Annotated in this window: 16 protein-coding genes and 3 pseudogenes; 15 read left to right on the plus strand and 4 right to left on the minus strand. The window is 72.2% G+C overall.

Features of this window, described 5'->3' with window-relative positions; all coding sequences use genetic code 11:
* Positions 1-13 precede the first annotated feature (13 nt).
* From pdxT to ABEB13_RS33105, 10 genes and pseudogenes are all read left to right on the plus strand, one after another.
* Positions 14-631, plus strand: a complete 618-nt coding sequence (gene pdxT / locus ABEB13_RS33060; protein WP_345708408.1) for a pyridoxal 5'-phosphate synthase glutaminase subunit PdxT — start codon at positions 14-16, stop codon at positions 629-631.
* A gap of 102 nt (positions 632-733) precedes the next feature.
* A complete protein-coding gene (locus tag ABEB13_RS33065) occupies positions 734-1,492 on the plus strand; it encodes a YebC/PmpR family DNA-binding transcriptional regulator (protein WP_100887433.1) in 759 nt (252 codons plus the stop codon).
* Positions 1,493-1,634: 142 nt separating this feature from the next.
* On the plus strand, positions 1,635-2,171 hold the full coding sequence (ruvC, locus tag ABEB13_RS33070; RefSeq protein ID WP_100887432.1) for a crossover junction endodeoxyribonuclease RuvC: 537 nt from the start codon (positions 1,635-1,637) through the stop codon (positions 2,169-2,171).
* Positions 2,168-2,778, plus strand: a pseudogene (gene ruvA / locus ABEB13_RS33075) (Holliday junction branch migration protein RuvA). Before ruvC ends, ruvA begins: the two are co-directional and overlap by 4 nt.
* Positions 2,779-2,836: 58 nt before the next feature.
* The gene (gene ruvB, locus ABEB13_RS33080; protein WP_345708409.1) at positions 2,837-3,919 is read left to right on the plus strand and encodes a Holliday junction branch migration DNA helicase RuvB; all 1,083 of its coding nucleotides are present in this window, start codon (positions 2,837-2,839) and stop codon (positions 3,917-3,919) included.
* A gap of 173 nt (positions 3,920-4,092) precedes the next feature.
* Complete coding sequence (gene yajC, locus ABEB13_RS33085) at positions 4,093-4,497, plus strand: preprotein translocase subunit YajC (protein ID WP_157818673.1); 405 nt, start codon at positions 4,093-4,095, stop codon at positions 4,495-4,497.
* A gap of 144 nt (positions 4,498-4,641) precedes the next feature.
* Positions 4,642-6,449, plus strand: a pseudogene (gene secD / locus ABEB13_RS33090) (protein translocase subunit SecD).
* A gap of 4 nt (positions 6,450-6,453) precedes the next feature.
* Entirely contained in the window at positions 6,454-7,551 is a 1,098-nt protein-coding gene (gene secF / locus ABEB13_RS33095) for a protein translocase subunit SecF (RefSeq protein ID WP_345708410.1), read from the plus strand.
* A gap of 234 nt (positions 7,552-7,785) precedes the next feature.
* Positions 7,786-8,337, plus strand: coding sequence for an adenine phosphoribosyltransferase (locus ABEB13_RS33100; protein ID WP_345708411.1), 552 nt, complete (start codon positions 7,786-7,788; stop codon positions 8,335-8,337).
* A 118-nt stretch (positions 8,338-8,455) separates the two neighbouring features.
* Positions 8,456-10,966 carry a RelA/SpoT family protein gene (locus tag ABEB13_RS33105; RefSeq protein ID WP_380231075.1) on the plus strand — a complete coding sequence of 837 codons (2,511 nt, stop codon included), beginning with the start codon at positions 8,456-8,458 and terminating at the stop codon, positions 10,964-10,966.
* Between the two features lie 113 nt (positions 10,967-11,079).
* Here ABEB13_RS33105 and ABEB13_RS33110 read toward each other — a convergent pair whose 3' ends face one another.
* Together ABEB13_RS33110 and ABEB13_RS33115 are read right to left on the minus strand one after the other, a co-directional pair.
* Positions 11,080-12,309: a DUF349 domain-containing protein gene (locus ABEB13_RS33110; protein WP_345708412.1), complete on the minus strand. Its 1,230-nt coding sequence runs from the start codon at positions 12,307-12,309 to the stop codon at positions 11,080-11,082.
* Between the two features lie 256 nt (positions 12,310-12,565).
* Positions 12,566-13,369 (minus strand): peptidylprolyl isomerase, encoded by an 804-nt coding sequence (locus ABEB13_RS33115; RefSeq protein WP_345708413.1) that lies wholly within the window; start codon positions 13,367-13,369, stop codon positions 12,566-12,568.
* 246 nt (positions 13,370-13,615) lie between these two features.
* Here ABEB13_RS33115 and ABEB13_RS33120 point away from each other — a divergent pair, with 246 nt between their 5' ends.
* The 4 genes from ABEB13_RS33120 (at position 13,616) to ABEB13_RS33135 (ending at position 17,981) form a co-directional block, all read left to right on the plus strand.
* Complete coding sequence (locus ABEB13_RS33120) at positions 13,616-14,323, plus strand: MBL fold metallo-hydrolase (RefSeq protein WP_345708414.1); 708 nt, start codon at positions 13,616-13,618, stop codon at positions 14,321-14,323.
* 11 nt (positions 14,324-14,334) lie between these two features.
* Entirely contained in the window at positions 14,335-15,597 is a 1,263-nt protein-coding gene (gene hisS, locus ABEB13_RS33125; protein ID WP_345708415.1) for a histidine--tRNA ligase, read from the plus strand.
* Positions 15,594-17,378 carry an aspartate--tRNA ligase gene (gene aspS, locus ABEB13_RS33130; protein ID WP_345708416.1) on the plus strand — a complete coding sequence of 595 codons (1,785 nt, stop codon included), beginning with the start codon at positions 15,594-15,596 and terminating at the stop codon, positions 17,376-17,378. The genes hisS and aspS overlap by 4 nt, the downstream gene beginning before the upstream one ends.
* Positions 17,379-17,474: 96 nt before the next feature.
* The gene (locus tag ABEB13_RS33135; RefSeq protein ID WP_345708417.1) at positions 17,475-17,981 is read left to right on the plus strand and encodes a GNAT family N-acetyltransferase; all 507 of its coding nucleotides are present in this window, start codon (positions 17,475-17,477) and stop codon (positions 17,979-17,981) included.
* Here the strand turns inward: ABEB13_RS33135 and ABEB13_RS33140 are convergent.
* A complete protein-coding gene (locus ABEB13_RS33140; RefSeq protein ID WP_345708418.1) occupies positions 17,954-18,928 on the minus strand; it encodes a LysR family transcriptional regulator in 975 nt (324 codons plus the stop codon). The genes ABEB13_RS33135 and ABEB13_RS33140 overlap by 28 nt on opposite strands.
* A 255-nt stretch (positions 18,929-19,183) precedes the next feature.
* On the opposite strand from ABEB13_RS33140, the gene ppk2 reads away from it, so the two are divergent.
* Complete coding sequence (gene ppk2, locus ABEB13_RS33145) at positions 19,184-19,996, plus strand: polyphosphate kinase 2 (protein ID WP_345708419.1); 813 nt, start codon at positions 19,184-19,186, stop codon at positions 19,994-19,996.
* Positions 19,997-20,014: 18 nt separating this feature from the next.
* Here the strand turns inward: ppk2 and ABEB13_RS41130 are convergent.
* A pseudogene (locus ABEB13_RS41130) lies at positions 20,015-20,514 on the minus strand (VOC family protein).
* Between the last annotated feature and the right edge of the window lie 119 nt (positions 20,515-20,633).

The raw sequence follows: 20,633 nt of genomic DNA on the forward strand, positions 1-20,633 counted from the left end.
AGAGGTAGCAACCGTGTCCAGCAGCACCCCCGCCATCGGCGTCCTCGCCCTCCAGGGTGACGTCCGCGAGCACCTGATCGCGCTGGCCGCCGCCGACGCGGTGGCCCGCCCGGTGCGCCGCGCCGAGGAGCTGGCCGAGGTGGACGCCCTGGTGATCCCCGGCGGGGAGTCCACCACCATGTCCAAGCTGGCGCTGCTGTTCGGCGTGATGGACCCGCTGCGCGAGCGGGTCGCCGCCGGCATGCCGGTGTACGGCACCTGCGCCGGCATGATCATGCTGGCCGACAAGATCCTCGACGGCCGGGACGACCAGGAGACCGTGGGCGGCATCGACATGACGGTGCGCCGCAATGCCTTCGGTCGGCAGAACGAGTCCTTCGAGTCGGCGGTCGCCTTCCGGGGCCTGACGGGCGCGCCGGTCAACGGCGTGTTCATCCGCGCCCCCTGGGTCGAGTCGGTCGGCGAGGGCGTCGAGGTGCTGGCCGAGGTGCCGGCCGCCGACGGCCCCGACAGCCGGATCGTCGCCGTCCGCCAGGGCCACCTGCTGGCGACCTCGTTCCACCCCGAGCTGACCGGTGACCACCGGGTGCACGAGTACTTCGTGCGCATGGTCGAGGAGACGGCGCGCTGACCGCCCGGCCCGGCGCGCGCTGACCGTGTGCCACCCGCCGGTGACGACACCGGTAAGATCTCCCGTGTTCATTTCCCTTTTGGCGACGTAAAGGAGCTGGCGATGTCCGGCCACTCTAAGTGGGCTACGACCAAGCACAAGAAGGCCGTGATCGACGCCAAGCGCGGCAAGCTCTTCGCCAAGATGATCAAGAACATCGAGGTGGCGGCGCGCACCGGCGGCGGTGACCCGGCCGGCAACCCCACGCTCTACGACGCCATCCAGAAGGCGAAGAAGAGCTCCGTCCCGATCGACAACATCAACCGCGCGGTCAAGCGCGGCTCCGGTGCCGAGGCCGGCGGGGCCGACTACTCGACGATCATGTACGAGGGCTACGGTCCGAACGGCGTGGCCGTCCTGATCGAGTGCCTCACCGACAACCGCAACCGCGCCGCCTCCGACGTGCGCGTGGCGATGACCCGCAACGGCGGCTCGATGGCCGACCCGGGCTCGGTGTCGTACCTGTTCAACCGCAAGGGCGTCGTGATCGTCCCCAAGGCCGACGGCGTGGACGAGGACAAGGTCTTCGAGGTCGTCCTGGAGGCCGGCGCGGAGGAGGTCAACGACCTCGGCGAGTCCTTCGAGATCCTCTCCGAGGCGACCGACATGGTCGCCGTCCGCACCGCCCTGGTCGACGCGGGCATCGACTACGACTCGGCCGACGCCAACTTCGTGCCCAGCATGCAGGTCGAGCTGGACGTGGACGGCGCCCGCAAGATCTTCAAGCTGATCGACGCCCTGGAGGACAGCGACGACGTCCAGAACGTCTTCGCCAACTTCGACATCAGCGACGAGGTCGGTGCGCAGCTCGACGCCGAGTGAGCCGACCTCCCCTCCGGCCCGGCGGTCCTTCGCGGACCGCCGGGCCGGTGTCGTCGGCGGGCCTGTCGGACCCGACCGGTAGCCTTCGCTCGTCCCCGGCGTCGGCCCGACGCGGTGGACCGTGGAGAGGCAAGGTGGCCAGGTGCGCGTGCTCGGTGTCGACCCGGGGCTGACCAGGTGCGGTGTCGGAGTCGTCGACGGCGCGCCCGGGCGGCCGCTGCGGATGGTCGGCGTCGGTGTGGTCCGCACCCCGGCGGAGAGCGAGATCGGCCCGCGGCTGCTGCTGATCGAGCAGGGCCTGGAGCAGTGGCTGGACGAGCACCGGCCCGACCTGGTCGCGGTGGAGCGGGTCTTCGCCCAGCACAACGTCCGTACCGTGATGGGCACCGCGCAGGCCAGCGCGGTGGCGATGCTCTGCGCCACCCGGCGCGGCATCCCCGTCACCCTGCACACCCCGAGCGAGGTCAAGGCCGCCGTCACCGGCTCCGGCCGTGCCGACAAGGCCCAGGTCACCGCCATGGTCCAGCGCCTGCTGCGGCTCGACGCACCGCCCAAGCCCGCCGACGCGGCGGACGCCCTCGCCCTGGCCATCTGCCACATCTGGCGCGGCGGCGCGCAGACCCGCATCGCCGCCGCCGTCGCCGCCGCACCCCGCGCCCGTCAGGAGTACCGCCGATGATCGCCTTCGTCCAGGGCCCGGTCGCCCACCTCGCTGCCGGCACCGCCGTCGTCGAGGTCGGCGGTGTCGGCATGGCCGTCCAGTGCACCCCGGCCACGCTGGCCGGCCTGCGGATCGGCGAGAGCGCCCGGCTCGCCACCTCCCTGGTGGTGCGCGAGGACTCGCTCACGCTGTACGGCTTCGCCGACGACGACGAGCGCGCGCTCTTCGAGATCCTGCAGGCCGCGCCCGGGGTCGGCCCCGGCTCGCGCAGGCCATGCTGGGCGTGCACAGCCCGGACGCGCTGCGCCTCGCGGTCGCGCAGGGCGACGAGAAGGCGCTGATCGCCGTCCCCGGCATCGGCAAGGCCAAGGCGGCCAAGCTGCTGCTGGAGTACAAGGACAAGCTGGGCGCCCCGCACGGCGCGGTGCCCGCGCAGAAGCCGGTCGCCACCGGCCCCGCGCCGTGGCACGAGCAGTTGCACGCCGCGCTGGTCGGTCTCGGCTACGCGCCGCGCGAGGCGGACGACGCGGTCGCGGCCGTCGCCCCCGAGGCCGACGCGCAGGCCGTGCCCGACGTGGGCACCCTGCTCCGCTCGGCGCTGCGCACCCTGAACCGAGCCCGCTGAATTCGTCGTCCTGACGACGAGCCGACCTGTCACCTTGTCGACTTTGGAGCCACGCCCGATGAGCCCGTACGACTCCGACCCCGCCGCCGACCGCCTGGTCACGGCGGCCGCCGACGGCGAGGACCAGGCGGTCGAGGCGGCCCTGCGTCCCAAGCAGCTCGACGAGTTCATCGGCCAGGAGCGCGTCCGCGAACAGCTGTCGCTCGTCCTGCAGGCCGCCCGCCGGCGCGGCACCGCCCCCGACCACGTGCTGCTCAGCGGCCCGCCCGGGCTCGGCAAGACCACCCTGTCGATGATCATCGCCGCCGAGCTCGGCGCCCCCATCCGGATCACCTCCGGCCCGGCCATCCAGCACGCCGGGGACCTGGCCGCCATCCTCTCCTCGCTCACCGAGGGCGAGGTGCTGTTCCTCGACGAGATCCACCGGATGTCCCGGCCCGCCGAGGAGATGCTCTACATGGCGATGGAGGACTTCCGGGTCGACGTCATCGTCGGCAAGGGCCCCGGCGCCACCGCCATCCCGCTGGAGCTGCCCCCCTTCACCCTGGTCGGCGCCACCACCCGGGCCGGCCTGCTGCCCCCGCCGCTGCGCGACCGCTTCGGCTTCACCGGGCACATGGAGTTCTACGCGCCCGCCGAGCTCCAGCGGGTGGTGCACCGCTCCGCCGCGCTGCTGGACGTCGAGATCGACCCGGCCGGCGCCGCGGAGATCGCCGGACGCTCCCGCGGCACGCCCCGCATCGCCAACCGGCTGCTGCGCCGGGTCCGCGACTACGCCCAGGTCAGGCACGACGGCCAGGTCACCCGGGAGATCGCCGCGCAGGCCCTGCAGGTGTACGAGGTCGACGCGCGCGGCCTCGACCGGCTGGACCGCGCGGTGCTGGACGCCCTGCTCAGGCTCTTCGGCGGCGGCCCGGTCGGCCTGTCCACGCTGGCCGTCGCGGTGGGGGAGGAGTCCGAGACCGTGGAGGAGGTGGCCGAGCCCTTCCTCGTCCGCGAGGGGCTGCTGGCGCGCACCCCGCGCGGCCGGATCGCCACTGCCGCGGCCTGGCAGCACCTCGGTCTGACCCCGCCCGTGCAGGCCGCCGGACCCAGGACGTCCACGCAGAGCGCATTGTTCCCGGACGACCCGGTGGTGTGAGTCGAAAAACGAGGGCATGCCAAGGGTCGCCACTTTCGGCGGCACACTGGCATGCTTGGCGTTGTCCGATGAGTGCGGGTCGCCTAGACTCCGCCGGACCGCCCCTCTCGACCGATGGGCCGACGTACCCCAGGCCGCCAGCCCCCGGCGGCCCGCAAAGGATCCTGGCTGCTGTGATTCAACTGCTTATCCCCCTCATGATGGTCGCCGTCATGGTCATGCTCTTCCGCTCGAACAAGAAGCGGCAGGAGCAGGCCAGGACGATGCAGTCGACCCTGGAGCCCGGTGCGGGCGTACGGACCATCGGCGGCCTCTACGCCCAGGTCAAGGCCGTCAACGACGAGACCGTCGAGCTGGAGATCGCGCCCGGCGTCGTCACCCACTTCACCAAGGGTGCGATCGCGGCCGTCCTGGAGCCGCTCGAGTACGACGCGATCATCAACGGGCGTCCGCTGGAGGACGAGGCCGAGGAGTCCATCACCGAGGCGGACGACGAGGCCGAGGCCGCGCCGCTCAGCCTGGAGAAGGACGATTCGGGCAGCGCCCCCGCCGACAGCGAGAGCCCGAAGAGCAAGTAGTACGGTCGGGCCCATCCGGCCGAGGCGGCATCCGGCCGCCGGCCCACATGATCTCAGGGCCGCCCTGCGCCACCGTCCCCTCTCCCGCCGAGCGCCGGAACGGGGCGCGGCCCGCGGCGGCATGGACAGGGAGAAACGAGCAAGGTGGCAACACCCAAGTCGCGCCAGCGCGACGGCTACCCGGGGCGGGCGCTGGCCCTGATCCTCGTGGTGGCCGTCGGCCTGGTCGCCCTCATGTTCTGGACGGGCAACAAGACGCCCCGTCTCGGGATCGACCTCGCCGGTGGCACCAGTGTCACCCTGACCGCGAAGTCGGACGACAAGGCCGCAGTCAACAAGTCCAACATGGACATCGCGGTCGGCATCATCCAGAAGCGTGTCAACGGCATGGGCGTCTCCGAGGCGGAGGTCCAGACCCAGGGCAACAGCAACATCATCGTCAACATCCCCAACGGCGGTGACAAGCAGGCCGCGATCGAGCAGATCGGCACGACTGCCAAGCTCTACTTCCGTCCCGTGGTGGCCCTCGCGCCGACCGGGGTGAGCCCCACGGCGCCCACCTCCTCGGCCGCCCCCTCCGGCAGCCCGAGCTCGGCCGCCAGCCCCTCGGCGAGCGCCTCCGGCGCCTCCGCGACCTCCGGCAAGCCGAGCGCCTCGGCGAGCGCCAGCAAGGCCGGCCGCGCCGTCAGCGACGCGCTGAAGGCCGACCCGAGCAGCTCCGCCGCCGCCTCCCCGAGCGCGTCCGGCTCCAAGGCCGCCGCCGCCCCGAGCAGCCCGGCCCCGTCGGCGACCCAGAGCCTGACCCCCGAGCAGCTGACCGCCGCACTCACCCAGGGCACCGTCCCGGCGGACGTGCAGCAGCAGTTCGCCTCGCTGGACTGCTCGAACCCGGCGCAGCAGAAGGACTACCAGACCGACCCCAAGAAGAACGCGGTCGCCTGCTCCTACGACAAGGAGCAGGGCGTCTGGTACAAGTTCGCGCTCGGCCCCGTCGCCGTGAACGGCTCGGACGTCTCCAAGGCCTCCGCCATCTTCGACACCCAGCGCGCCGCCGGCTGGCAGGTCGACCTCTCGTTCAACGACGCCGGCGCCAAGGCGTTCGCCTCCACCACCGGTGCCCTGGCCACCCAGGCCTCCCCGGCCAACCAGTTCGCCATCGTGCTGGACGGCAAGGTGGTCTCCCACCCGTACGTCAGCCAGTCCATCACCGGCGGCTCGGCCACCATCTCCGGCAGCTTCTCGCAGGAGCAGGCCAACGGCCTGTCCAACGTGCTGAGCTACGGCGCGCTGCCGCTGACCTTCGACATGAGCGACGTCACCACCGTCTCGCCGCAGCTCGGCGGGGACCAGCTGCACGCCGGCCTGATCGCCGGTGCGATCGGCCTGGCCCTGGTGGTCGCCTACTCGCTGATCTACTACCGCGGCCTCGGCCTGGTCTCCATCGCCGGTCTGATCGTCTCGGCGGTCCTCACCTACGCGATCATGTGCCTGCTCGGCGGCGCCATCGGCTTCGCGCTGAACCTGCCGGCGGTCTGCGGCGCCATCGTGGCGATCGGCATCACCGCGGACTCGTTTATCGTGTATTTCGAACGCATCCGTGACGAGGTCCGCGAGGGCGCCCGCTGCGCCCGGCCGTCCAGCGCGCCTGGCCGCGCGCCCGCCGCACCATCCTGGTCTCCGACTTCGTGTCGTTCCTGTGTGCCGCGGTGCTCTACGTGGTGTCCGTCAGCAAGGTGCAGGGCTTCGCGTTCACGCTGGGCCTGACCACCCTGCTCGACATCGTGGTGATCTTCCTGTTCACCAAGCCGCTGATCACGCTGCTGGCCCGCCGGAAGTTCTTCGCGGACGGCCACCCGTGGTCGGGGCTGGACCCGAAGCGTCTCGGTGGCAAGCCGCCGATCCGGGGCGGCCGTCGCCGCTCCGCCGCCACCTCGGCCCCCAAGGAGGCCTGACGCCATGTCCCTTCGGAACATCGGCCACCGGCTCTACCAGGGCGAGGTCAGCTTCGACTTCGTCGGCAAGCGCAAGATCTGGTACTCGATCTCCGGCATCATCGTCCTGGTCGCGGCCATCGGCCTCGCGATGGGCCTGCACCTGGGCATCGAGTTCAAGGGCGGCTCGGTCTACACCGTGCAGAAGCCCGGGCTCAGCATCTCCCAGGCGCAGGACGCCGCCGACAAGATCACCGGCGACTCCACCGCGCAGGTGCAGAAGACCGGCGACGGCAAGATCCGCATCCAGGTCAGCTCCGAGGAGAAGGTCAGCGGCCCGGCCTTCTCGCTGGCGCTCTCCAAGGACCTCGGCGTCGAGGCCAAGAACATCGACGCCCAGGTGATCGGCCCCTCCTGGGGTCAGCAGATCTCCCAGAAGGCCCTCCTCGGCCTGGTCATCTTCATGGTGCTGGTCACCATCTACATGGCCATCGCCTTCGAGTGGCGGATGGCGCTGGCCGCCCTGGTCGCCCTGATCCACGACCTCCTGATCACCATCGGCGTCTACGCCCTGGTCGGCTTCGAGGTCACCCCGGGCACGGTGATCGGCTTCCTGACGATCCTCGGCTACTCGCTCTACGACACGGTCGTCGTCTTCGACACCGTGAAGGAGAACACCCGGGGCATCACCAAGCAGAACAAGGTCACCTACAGCGAGGCCGCCAACCTGGGCCTCAACCAGACCCTGGTGCGTTCCATCAACACCACCGTGGTCGCCCTGCTGCCGGTCGCGGCCCTGCTGTTCATCGGCGGCGGCCTGCTCGGCGCCGGCACCCTGAACGACATCTCGCTCGCGCTGTTCATCGGCCTCGCGGCCGGTGCCTACTCCTCGATCTGCGTCGCCACCCCGCTGCTCGCGCAGCTGAAGGAGCAGACCCCGGAGATGCGCGCGCTGGCCAAGCGGGTCGCCCAGCGGCGCGCCGCCGACGCCAAGGCGGCCGCCGAGGCCGCCGAGAACGGCACCGAGGCGCAGGACGACCAGGAGTCCCCGGCCATGGTCGGCCAGCGCAACCAGCCCGTCGGCAAGGCCCGCTCCAAGGGCCGCCCCTCCGGCAAGCGCTGACACGGCGCGGCCCCACAGCGGTCGCCCACCGTACGGGGACTGCCCGATCCGCATCCACGCGGATCGGGCAGTCCCCGTTCCGGCTCCCGGACCGCCACCGGGTGCGACGCGCGGGACGGTGCCGCCCCCGTGCGGCCGGTAAGGTCGGACCGTGCGGCCGACCGGTCGGCGCGTCCCGCGGTGCGGGGCCGCCCCCGCGGCCGGCGCCGACCCAGCGGACCGAAGGAACCCCCTGTGACCACCCAGGACACCGTCCTCGCCGAGCTGCTCGCCAGCCGGATCAAGGACGTCCCCGACTACCCGAAGCCCGGCGTGCTGTTCAAGGACATCGCGCCGCTGCTGGCCGACGCCGAGGCCTTCGGCGCGCTCACCCGGGCGCTGGCCGACCGCGCCGCGGCGCTCGGCGCGACCAAGGTGGTCGGCCTGGAGGCGCGCGGTTTCGTCCTCGCGGCGCCGGCCGCCGTCGCAGCCGGCCTCGGCTTCGTGCCGATCCGCAAGAAGGGCAAGCTGCCCGGCGAGGTGTTCGCCCGGTCGTACGACCTCGAGTACGGCTCCGCCACTCTGGAGGTGCAGTGCGACGCGTTCGCACCGGGTGAGCGGGTGCTGGTGGTCGACGACGTGCTGGCCACCGGCGGCACCCTGGGCGCCTCGCTCGACCTCGTCCGCGAGGCGGGCGCCCTGCTCGCCGGCGTGGTCGTGCTGATGGAGCTGAGCTTCCTGCCGGGCCGCGAGCGGCTGCTGCCGCACCTGGCCGGCGCCCCGCTGGAGGCGCTCGTCACCGTCTGAGCGCACGGCTGCCCGCACGGCCGGGTGCGCCCCCGGGCGGCGGCCGGAGCGATCGGGCCGCCGCCCCGGCGTTTCCGCACGCCGGGCGGCCGACCGGCAGGGCCGCACTCTCGGTACCATGAAGATTCATCCCCTCCCGGTTGTGCGACCGGCGGGTGCGACCGATGGCGCGAACGCCCGTCCGAGGGGAACGGCCCCGCGCCCCCGAGGAGTGTCCTTGCCCGACGAGGTTGTGCCCACGGCCGAGGCCGCCGGTCCCGAGAGCCGCCCGATGCCCTCCGGGGCCTCCCCGGCACGTCCGACGCCCCCGCCGTCCGCCCACCGCCCCTCGCCCGGCGGCATGCGGGCCCGGCTGGCCCGGCTCGGCGGTCAGCGCAGCACGGCGGTCAACCCCGTCCTGGAGCCGCTGTTCCGCACCATCCGGGCCCAGGACCCGAAGGCCGACCCCGTCCTGCTCAAGGACATCGAGCGGGCGTACGCGGTCGCCGAGAAGTGGCACCGCGGGCAGAAGCGCAAGAGCGGCGACCCGTACATCACCCACCCGCTGGCGGTGGCGACGATCCTGGCCGAGCTCGGCATGGACGCCCCCACGCTGATGGCCGGGCTGCTGCACGACACCGTCGAGGACACCGACTACGGCCTGGAGACGCTCCGCCGCGACTTCGGCGACTCGGTCGCCCTGCTGGTCGACGGCGTGACCAAGCTCGACCGGGTGAAGTTCGGCGAGGCCGCGCAGGCCGAGACGGTGCGCAAGATGGTCGTCGCGATGGCCAAGGACCCGCGCGTCCTGGTGATCAAGCTCGCCGACCGGCTGCACAACATGCGCACCATGCGCTACCTCAAGCGGGAGAAGCAGGAGAAGAAGGCCCGCGAGACGCTGGAGATCTACGCCCCGCTGGCGCACCGGCTGGGCATGAACACCATCAAGTGGGAGCTGGAGGACCTCGCCTTCGCGATCCTCTACCCCAAGATGTACGACGAGATCGTCCGGCTGGTCGCCGAGCGCGCCCCCAAGCGCGACGAGTACCTGGCGACCGTCATCGACCAGGTCCAGGGCGACCTGCGCGGAGCGCGGATCACCGCCCAGACGACCGGACGGCCGAAGCACTACTACTCGGTCTACCAGAAGATGATCGTCCGGGGCCGCGACTTCGCCGAGATCTACGACCTGGTGGGCATCCGCGTCCTGGTCGACACCGTCCGCGACTGCTACGCGGCGCTGGGCACCATCCACGCGCGGTGGAACCCGGTGCCGGGGCGGTTCAAGGACTACATCGCGATGCCCAAGTTCAACATGTACCAGTCGCTGCACACGACGGTCATCGGGCCCGGCGGCAAGCCGGTCGAGCTGCAGATCCGCACCTTCGACATGCACCGCCGCGCCGAGTACGGCATCGCCGCGCACTGGAAGTACAAGCAGCGCGCGGTGGCCGGCACGTCCAAGGTGCGCACCGACACCCCGGCCTCCGCCCGCAAGCACGACAAGGCCGACGCGGTCAACGAGATGGCCTGGCTGCGCCAGCTGCTCGACTGGCAGAAGGAGACCGAGGACCCGAGCGAGTTCCTGGAGTCGCTGCGCTTCGACCTCTCCAGCAACGAGGTCTTCGTCTTCACCCCCAAGGGCGACGTGATAGCGCTGCCCGCCAAGGCCACCCCGGTGGACTTCGCCTTCGCGGTGCACACCGAGGTCGGCTACCGCTGCATCGGCGCCCGGGTCAACGGCCGGCTGGTGCCGCTGGAGTCGGAGCTGGAGAACGGCGACGCCGTGGAGGTCTTCACCTCCAAGGCGGAGAACGCCGGACCGTCCCGGGACTGGCTGACCTTCGTCAAGTCGCCGCGCGCCCGCAACAAGATCCGCGCCTGGTTCTCCAAGGAGCGCCGCGAGGAGGCCATCGAGCAGGGCAAGGAGGCCATCGCCCGGGCGATGCGCAAGCAGGGCCTGCCCATCCAGCGCATCCTCACCGGCGACTCGCTCGTCACCCTCGCCCACGAGATGCGCTACCCGGACATCTCCTCGCTGTACGCGGCGATCGGCGAGGGCCACGTCGCGGCGCAGTCGATCGTGCAGAAGCTCGTCCAGGCGCTCGGCGGCGAGGAGGGCGCCACCGAGGACCTCGCCGAGACGGCGACCCCGACCCACCAGAGCCGCTCGCTGCGCCGCCGCGCCAAGGGCGACCCGGGCGTCATCGTCAAGGGCGTCGAGGACCTCTGGGTCAAGCTGTCCCGCTGCTGCACGCCGGTGCCGGGCGACCCGATCGTCGGCTTCGTGACCCGCGGCAACGGCGTCTCGATCCACCGCTCGGACTGCGTCAACGTCGAGGCGCTGTCGCACCAGCCGGAGCGGATGATCGAGGTCGAGTGGGCGGCCACCCAGTCCTCGGTCTTCCTGGTCGCCATCCAGGTCGAGGCGCTGGACCGCTCCCGGCTCCTGTCGGACGTCACCCGGGTGCTCTCGGACCAGCACGTCAACATCCTGTCGGCGGCGGTGCAGACCTCCCGCGACCGGGTGGCGATGAGCCGCTTCACCTTCGAGATGGGCGACCCGAAGCACCTGGGCCACGTCCTGAAGGCCGTCCGCGGCGTCGAGGGCGTCTACGACGTGTACCGGGTGACCTCGGCCAAGAAGTAGCCCGCCGGGCCCGTAGCGGCCCCGCGGCCCGCCGGAGCGCACTCCGGCGGGCCGCACCACGCGAAGGGGCCCCCTCGGTGAGGGGGCCCCTTCGGTGTCTCGTTCCGGACGCGTCAGCCGCTGAACTCCTGCAGGCTGCGCTGCGCCTGCTCCAGCAGCTCCTCGCGGCCCGCCAGCTCGGCCTCCAGCTTGGCGACCCGGTTGGCGTTGCCGGCCGCACGGGCCTTCTCCAGGTCACCGCGGAGCCGGTCGACGGCCTGCTGCAGCAGCCCGGTCATGCCGGCCGCGCGGGCCTTGGCCTCCGGGTTGGTGCGCTGCCACTCGGCCTCCTCGGCCTCGCGGACCGCCCGCTCGACGGTGTTCAGCCGGCCGTCCAGCTGCGGCCGGGCGGCGCGTGGCACGTGCCCGATCGCCTCCCAGCGCTCGTTCACGCTGCGCAGCGCGGCCTTCGCCGCCTTCAGGTCGGTGACCGGCAGGATCGCCTCGGCCTCGACCAGCAGGGCCTCCTTGAGCTTCTGGTTCTCGCCCTGCTCGGCGTCCCGCTCGCTGAACGCGGCGGACCGGGCCTGGAAGAAGACGTCCTGCGCGCCGCGGAACCGCGCCCAGAGCTCCTCCTCCGCGTCCCGCTGCGCCCGGCCCGCGGACTTCCACTGGGCCATCAGGTCGCGGTAGCGCGCCGCCGTGTCGCCCCACTCGGTGGAGCCGGAGAGCGCCTCCGCCTCGGCGACCAGCTTCTCCTTCTCCGCCCGGGCGTGCTCACGCTCGTTGTCCAGCGCCGCGAAGTGCGACTTGCGGTGCTTGGAGAACACCGAGCGGGCGTGCGAGAAGCGGTGCCACAGCTCGTCGTCGCTCTTGCGGTCCAGGCGCGGCAGGCCCTTCCAGGTGTCCACCAGGGCGCGCAGCCGGTCGCCGGCCTCCCGCCACTGGGTCGACTCCGCGAGCTGCTCGGCCTCGGTGACCAGGGCCTCCTTGGCGGCCCGGGTCTCGTCCTGCGCCTTGGCGCGGGCGGCCCGCCGCTCGCTCTGCCGGGTCTCGATCTCCCCGGTCAGCGTCTCCAGCCGCTTGGCGAGCGCGTCGAGATCGCCCACCGCGTGGGCCTCGGTGACCTGGGCCTTGAGGTGGTCGAGCGCGACCTGGGCCTCCTTGGCCGCCAGGTCGGTCTTGCGGACCCGGTGCTCCAGCAGGCCGATCTCGGCCTCCAGCCCCTGGTACTTGCGCTCGAAGTAGGCGAGAGCCTCCTCCGGGGAGCCCGCCTGCCAGGAACCGACGACGCGTTCGCCCTCGGCCGTCCTGACGTACACGGTCCCCTGCTCGTCGACACGGCCCCACGGGTCGCTGCTCACAGCGCCTCCTCCACATGACGTCCCTGCCGCGCCGGCGGTACGGGTACGTCGTCCACAGTTGAATTCGCGGCGGACCGTCGGGTCCGCCGTCCACACCGCCGAGAGCTGCCGAGGGTGACGGCCGACGGTCAGGGCACCCTATACAACAGCAACATAGGCGACCAGCGTCGGTGCTGTCCGCATCCGGGCCGGACGATTTCCGGCGCGCTGCGCCCGGGACCGCTCGCGGCGGCCCGGGCGCAGCGCGCCGGAAGGATCAACCCTTGGCCGTGGTGACCGAGTTGAGTACGACGTTCGCGTTCGGGGCGCCGTCGCCGGTGCCGCCCTGCACGCCGCCGCCCGCGATGTTCTGGACCACGTCGAGGCCGCCGGTGATCTTGCCGAACGGGGTGTAGTTCGGCGGCAGCTGGGTGTCCTTGTAGACCAGGAAGAACTGGCTGCCGTTGGTGCCCGCGCCGGCGTTGGCCATCGCGACGGTGCCCGCCGGGTAGGTCGCGCCGGTCAGGTTCTCGTCCGCGAACTGGTAGCCGGGGCCGCCGGAACCGGAGCCGGTCGGGTCACCGCACTGGAGCACGTAGATGCCCTCGGTGGTGAGGCGGTGGCACTTCGTGTGGTCGAAGTACTGCTGGCCGGCCAGGTAGACGAACGAGTTCACGGTGTGCGGCGCCTTGGCGGCGTTCAGCGCGATCGTGACCTTGCCGCAGCTGGTGTCCAGCGACATGGTGTAGTTCGCCTTGGTGTCGATCGACATCGCCGGCTCGGTCTTGAACTGCTTGCCGTTCGGCTGGCCGGCCGCCGGCGTGGTGCACCCCTTGACCGGGGCCGCCGCGGCGGTCGGGCTGGCCGCGGTGGTGGGCGCGGCCTGGGCCGCGGGCTTCTTGTCGGAGTCGAAGACGCCGCCGGCCCAGGAGCCGACCGCGGCCGCCACCACGACGCCGGCCACGACGCCGGACACGATGTTGCGCTGCCTGCGCTTGCGCTGGGCCTCCACCCGGCGCTCCATCTGCCGCTCGTACTTCTCGCGGGCGAGCTGACGTCGTCGCTGTTCGCTGCTGACCACCGGCCGAGTCTCCTACTTCCTGGTGCGCGGGTGTGGGTTCCGGTGCGGATCATCGCATCCGTAGGCGGCCAAGTGTAGGGACATCGTCCGTAAGTACGAGATGAAGCGGCGATGAGAACTCCCCGGACCACCCGCCCGGCGCCACCCCTATCTGGTTCGCTCCCGGTGCCGTGCCGCCGGTAGGCTGCGGTGTGACCAGGCGGTGACATCGCGGACCCCGCCAACCGAATCGACCGAAGGACTCGCGTGTTCGTCGCCGGATTTCCCGCCGGAGCCTGGGGCACCAACTGCTACCTGGTCGCTCCGGCCGCCGGCGAGGAGTGCGTGATCGTCGATCCCGGGCACGAGGCGACGCAGGGCGTCGAGGACCTCATCCGCGAGCACCGGCTCAAGCCGGTCGCGGTGCTCCTCACCCACGGCCACATCGACCACATCGCCTCCGTGGTGCCGGTCTGCGGCGCCCGGGGCGTGCCGGCCTGGATCCACCCCGAGGACCGCTACATGATGGCCGATCCGGCCCGCGGCCTGGGCCGCGCACTCGGGCAGCAGATCATGGGCTCGATCACCGTCGGCGAGCCCGACGACGTGCGCGAGCTGAAGGACGGCAGCGTCCTGGAGCTGGCCGGCCTGGAGCTCACGGTCGACCACGCCCCCGGCCATACCAAGGGGTCGGTGACCTTCCGGACGCCTTCGAGTGACGACATCCCTCCGGTGCTGTTCTCGGGCGACCTGCTGTTCGCCGGCTCCATCGGGCGCACGGACCTCCCCGGCGGGGACAGCGACGCGATCATGGCGTCGCTCGCCCGGGTGTGCCTGCCCCTCGACGACGCGACCGTGGTCCTGTCCGGCCACGGCTCCCAGACCACCATCGGCCGTGAGCGCGCCACCAACCCCTACCTCGTGCAGGCGGCGGGAGCGCCGATCGCTCCGGCCATCCCGCGACGAGGAATGTGACGGAAGAGACGTTGAGCACCTTCTCCGCCCCCAAGGGCACCTACGACCTGCTGCCGCCCAGCTCCGCGACGTACCTGGCGATCCGCGAGGCCCTCGCCGGGCCGCTGCGCCGGGCGGGCTACGGCTACATCGAGACCCCGGTCTTCGAGGACACCAAGCTCTTCTCCCGCGGCGTCGGCGAGTCCACCGACATCGTCACCAAGGAGATGTTCTCGCTCACCAAGCGGGGCTCCGAGGACCTCGCGCTGCGCCCCGAGGGCACCGCCTCGGTGCTGCGCGCCGCACTCCAGGCCAACCTGCACAAGCTCGGCAACCTGCCGGTCAAGCTCTGGTACTCCGGCTCCTTCTACCGCTACGAGCGCCCGCAGAAGGGCCGCTACCGACAGTTCTCGCAGGTCGGCGCGGAGGCCGTCGGCGCGGAGGACCCGGCGCTGGACGCCGAGTTGATCATCCTCGCCGACGACGGCTTCCGCTCGCTCGGCCTGAGCCGGTACACGCTGCTGCTCAACAGCCTCGGCGACAAGCAGTGCCGGCCGGTCTACCGGGCCGCGCTGGTCGAGTTCCTGGCCGGCCTCGACCTCGACGAGGACACCCGCCGCCGCGCGGAGATCAACCCGCTGCGCATCCTCGACGACAAGCGCGAGTCGGTGCAGGCCCAGCTGACCGACGCCCCGATGCTGCGCGACTACCTCTGCGAGGAGTGCAAGGCGTACGACGAGCAGGTCCGCGGTCTGCTGACCGCCGCCGGCGTCGCCTTCACCGACGACCCCAAGCTCGTCCGCGGCCTCGACTACTACACCCGCACCACCTTCGAGTTCGTGCACAACGGCCTCGGCGCGCAGTCCGCGATCGGCGGCGGCGGCCGCTACGACGGCCTGTCCGAGATGCTCGGCGGCCCGGCCCTGCCGTCCGTCGGCTGGGGCCTCGGGGTGGACCGTACCTTCCTCGCCATGGAGGCCGAGGGCATCGTCCTCGACCTGCCCTCCGCCACCGCCGTGTACGCGGTCGCGCTCGGCGAGGAGGCCAAGAACGTGCTCTTCGCCAAGACGGTCGAGCTGCGCCGGGCCGGTGTCGCCACCGACCTCGCGTTCGGCGTCAAGAGCATCAAGAACGCCATGAAGTCCGCCGACCGCTCCGGCGCCCGCTTCGCGCTGATCGCCGGGGACCGAGATCTCGCCGCCGGTGTCGTCCAGCTCAAGGACATGACCACCGGCGAGCAGGTCCCCGTCGAACTCGACGCACTCGTATCCACCCTGAAGGAGAAGCAGCTGTGATCCGCACGCACGACGCGGGCACGCTCCGCGCGGAGCACGCCGGAACGACCGTCACCCTGGCCGGCTGGGTCGCCCGCCGCCGCGACCACGGCGGTGTCGCCTTCATCGACCTGCGCGACGCCTCCGGCACCGTGCAGATCGTCGTCCGCGACCTCGACTCGGTGCACGGCCTGCGCGCCGAGTACTGCGTCAAGGTCGTCGGCGAGGTCCGGGTCCGCCCCGAGGGCAACGAGAACCCGGACATCGCCACCGGCGCGGTCGAGGTCGTCGTCAGCGACATCGAGGTGCTCTCCGAGGCCGCCCCCGTCCCGTTCCCGGTCGCCGAGTACGAGCCCGGCACGGTCAACGAGGAGGTCCGGCTGCGCTACCGCTACCTGGACCTGCGCCGCGAGGGCCCGGCCCGCGCGCTGCGGCTGCGCTCGAAGGTCAGCAACATCATCCGCCGGGTGATGGAGGAGAACGACTACCTCGACATCGAGACGCCGTACCTCACCCGCTCCACCCCCGAGGGCGCCCGCGACTTCCTCGTCCCCGTCCGCCTGCAGCCGGGCTCCTGGTACGCCCTGCCGCAGTCGCCGCAGCTGTTCAAGCAGCTGCTGATGGTGGCCGGCATGGAGCGCTACTACCAGATCGCCCGCTGCTTCCGGGACGAGGACTTCCGCGCCGACCGCCAGCCGGAGTTCACCCAGCTCGACATCGAGGCCTCGTTCGTCGACCAGGAGGACATCCTGGCCCTCGGCGAGAAGGTCATCGGCGCGATCTGGCGCGAGGTGCACGGCTACGAGATCCCGAACCCGCTGCCGCGCATGAGCTACGCGGACGCCATGTCCCGCTACGGCTCGGACAAGCCGGACGTCCGCTTCGGCCAGGAGCTCACCGACCTCACCGGGTACTTCGCCGGTACCGAGTTCCGGGTCTTCCAGGCCCCGTACGTCGGCGCCGTCGTCATGCCCGGCGGCGCCTCGCAGCCGCGCAAGCAGCTCGACGCCTGGCAGGACTGGGCCAAGGCGCGCGGCGCCCGCGGCCTGGCCTACGTGCTGGTGGACGCGGAGACCGGCGAGCTGCGGGGCCCGGTCGCCAAGAACCTCTCCGAGGAGCACCTCGCGGGCCTGGCCGCCGCCGCCGGCGCCAAGCCCGGCGACGCGGTGTTCTTCGCCGCCGGCAAGAAGGCCCCCTCCCAGGAGCTGCTCGGCGCGGCCCGCCTGGAGATCGGCCGCCGCTGCAACCTGATCGACGAGTCGCAGTGGGCCTTCCTCTGGGTGGTCGACTTCCCGATGTTCGAGCCGATCGAGGACGACAAGGGCGAGTTCCAGGGCTGGCACGCGGTGCACCACCCGTTCACCGCGCCCACCGCGGAGTCGCTCGCGACCTTCGACACGGACCCGGGCGCGGCGCTCTCCAACGCCTACGACCTGGTGCTGAACGGCTCGGAGCTGGGCGGCGGTTCGATCCGTATCCACCAGCGCGACGTGCAGAAGCGGGCGTTCGACGCGATCGGTCTCTCCGAGGAGGAGGCTGCCTCGCAGTTCGGCTTCCTGCTCGACGCGTTCAACTACGGCCCGCCGCCGCACGGCGGCGTCGCGTTCGGCCTGGACCGCGTGGTCACGCTGCTCGGCGGGTACGACACCATCCGGGACGTCATCGCCTTCCCGAAGACGTCCACCGGCGGCGACCCGCTGACCGGTGCCCCCACCCCGATCACCCCGGCGCAGCGCCGCGAGGCGGGCGTCGACGCGAAGCCGAAGTCCGAGACCAAGTCGGACACCGAGCCCAAGGCCTGACGCAGGTCGGCTAACCTTTCACGGCCCCGGACGGTGCATCCGCACCGCCCGGGGCCGGTCCACAACGGCGTGCGACGACAGAAGGGTCCCTCAACCATGGCCGTGCGTACCAGAGTCGAGCTGCCGCCGGATGCGCCCGCGACCCGGCGGGTACACATGGCGGCGTTCCCCGGGCCGGACGAGGCCGACCTGGTGGACGCGCTACGCCGCGACCCCGCCTGGATCCCCGACCTCTCGCTGGTCGCCGTCGACAGCCGCGAACTCGTCGTCGCGCACGCCCTTCTGACGCGCATTCAGGTCGGCGACGGCTGGGGGCTGGCGCTCGCCCCGGTCGCCGTCGCGCCCGAGTGGCAGCGCAAGGGGATCGGCGCCCTGGTGGTGCGGGCCGCCCTGGAGGCCGCCGAGCAGGCCGGTGAGCGCCTGGTCGTCGTCCTCGGCGATCCCGGCTACTACGGCCGGTTCGGCTTCGTCCCGGCCTCCCGCCACGCGATCTCCGGCCCGTACGACGTCCGTGACGACTGCTTCCAGGCGCTGCCGCTGGCCGGCTACGACGGCGCGCCGTCCGGGCTGTGCCGCTACCCGGGGCCGTTCGACGGCGTCTGATCCGCGAGCCCGTCCGGCCCGTCCGGCCCGTCCGGCCCGGGCTGCCGCCGGCCCACCGGCACCGTCTCCCGGCAGCTGCGCACGAACGCGGCCACCGCCGGGGTGATCGGCAGTCCGGCGGGCCAGTACAGGCCCACCCGGCTCGGGCTGAGCCCCCGCACCCGGCGGTGGACCACCCCGGGCCGCGGGCTGAGCCGCGCGATCGTCGCCGGCGCGAATCCGATGCCCTGGCCGCAGGCGACGGCGGTCAGCCACTCGTCGGGGTTGTGCGCCACCGCGCCGATCCGCACCGGGCGGCCGTGCCGCTCCTCCGTGCCGAGCCAGTAGTCGCGCCAGAACCCGGACTCCTGCGGGATCGCGACGAAGGCCTCGTCCAGCAGCTCCGTGAGGTCCACCTCGTCCCGGCCGGCCAGCCGGTGCCCGTCGGGCAGCGCCACCCAGCGCTCCTCCACGCCGAGCGGAGCGCAGTCGTAGGTGGCGTCCAGCACGCCGGGCGGCGCGTGCCACAGGGCCAGGTCGATCTCGCCGGCGGCCAGCCCGGAGGTGGGGTCGAACCAGTTGTTCTGCCGCAGCTCGACCCGCCAGCCCGGCATGCGGCGGGCGAACGCCTCGATGGTGGCCAGCCCGACCAGGTTGATCGTCGAACCCTCGAACCCGACCCGGAGCGTTCCGCTGCCCAGCGTGGCGGTCTGGCGGGTCGCCCGGAGCGCCTGCTCCCAGGCGGCGAGCACGGCGGGTACCCGGGCGGCGAGCTCGCGGCCGGCCGGGGTCGGGGACATCCCTGCCCGGGACCGTTCGAACAGGGCCACCCCGAGCGTCTCCTCCAGCCGGCGGATCTGCTTGGTCAGCGTCGGCTGCGACACCAGCAGCCGGGAGGCCGCCGCGGTGAGCTGGCCCTCCTCGTGGACCACGGCGAAATACCGCAGCAGCCTGGTGTCGATGTCCATGCCGACAGGTTATGGAATGCGTGATTGGACCGCGCCGCCGGGGTGCGCCAGAGTTGATCTCTCCGATCACGGGGGACGGGGACCGGCAGTGCAGGGGGCTGCCGGTACCCGCCGTGGCCGCACCGCCCCCCGCCCGGCAACGCGCCCCGCCGCCCCCACCCCGCCGCGCCGCCCGCGCCGCCCGGCCGGACCGCACGCACTGCGGTGACCCGCCGTCAGCCGTAGCGTGGGAGACCGGTCGGGATCGGAGGCGCGGTGGCGGAGAAGAAGAAGGGCGAGCGGCTTGCAAGGAAGCCGTACGAGCAGGAGCTGCTCAGGCTCCAGCTCGAACTCGTCCGCCTGCAGGAGTGGGTGCGCGCCGAGGGTGCCCGGGTCGTGGTGGTCTTCGAGGGCCGCGACGCGGCCGGCAAGGGCGGCGCCATCAAGCGCGTCACCGAGTACCTCAACCCCCGCATCGCCCGGATCGCGGCCCTGCCCGCCCCCACCGAGCGGGAGCGCGGGCAGTGGTACTTCCAGCGCTACGTCGAACACCTGCCCGGCGCGGGCGAGCTCGTCCTGTTCGACCGCAGCTGGTACAACCGGGCCGGCGTCGAGCGGGTGATGGGCTTCTGCACCGACGAGGAGTACTGGCAGTTCCTCCATCAGACGCCGAACTTCGAGCGGATGCTCATCGATGCCGGGATCCTGCTCCGCAAGTACTGGTTCTCGGTCAGCGACACCGAGCAGCAGCGGCGCTTCCGGGACCGCCTGGCGGACCCGATGCGCCGCTGGAAGCTCTCCCCGATGGACGTCGAGTCGATCACCCGCTGGGAGGACTACTCGCGCGCCAAGGACCAGATGTTCGGCCACACCGACACCGCGGAGTCGCCCTGGTACGTGGTGGAGAGCGACGACAAGCGCCGGGCCAGGATCAACATGATCGCCCACCTGCTCTCCACCCTCCCGTACCGCGCGGTCGAGCCGCCGGCGGTCACCCTGCCCCGCCGGCCCGCGTCCCGCGGCTACCGCCGCCCGCCGCGCGACCTGCAGAAGTACGTCCCCGACCACGCGGCGGGCCTGGACGGGTGAGGCCGGCGGCGGCCCCCGTCACGTCGCCGAGCCGGCCGCCGCGCCGGTGGCGAGGTCGGGGCCCCACCGGTCGATCGCGGCCGCCAGGTCGAGCGGGCCGGGACGGGCGCCGGAGTCGCCGGCCGGCCAGTCCGCGCGCGGGACGCGCCACATCAGCTCGAACTCGTTGCCGTCCGGGTCCTTGGCGTAGAACGACTTGGACACCAGGTGGTCGGTCGAGCCGACCAGGGCGCCCAGCTCGACCAGTCGGGCGCCTACCGCCGCCAGCTCGCCGAGCGTGCCGACCTCCCAGGCCAGGTGGTACAGGCCGACCCGGCCCTGCTCCGGCCCGGGGCGTCCGCGCCGATCGCGAACAGGCCGAGGTCGTGGTCGTTGAGCGTTCCGGGCGCCGAGAGGAACGCGGCCCGCCCCGGGATCAGGTGGTCGACCCGGAAGCCGAAGACATCGGTGTAGAACGCGACCGAGCGGTCGACGTCCCGGATCCACAGCACTGCGTGGTTCAGGCGGCGGACGGTCATGGCGGAGCTCCTCGTACCAGGTGGGGAAGGACCAGCGTACGCCCTCACGTTCAAATTCGAACTAACCGGGTCGGGAGGTCCGCGGCCGCACGCTGTCACCCCGCTCGCATACCCTTGCG

Source organism: Kitasatospora paranensis (genome assembly GCF_039544005.1).
In the GTDB taxonomy this organism is placed as follows: Bacteria; Actinomycetota; Actinomycetes; order Streptomycetales; family Streptomycetaceae; genus Kitasatospora; species Kitasatospora paranensis.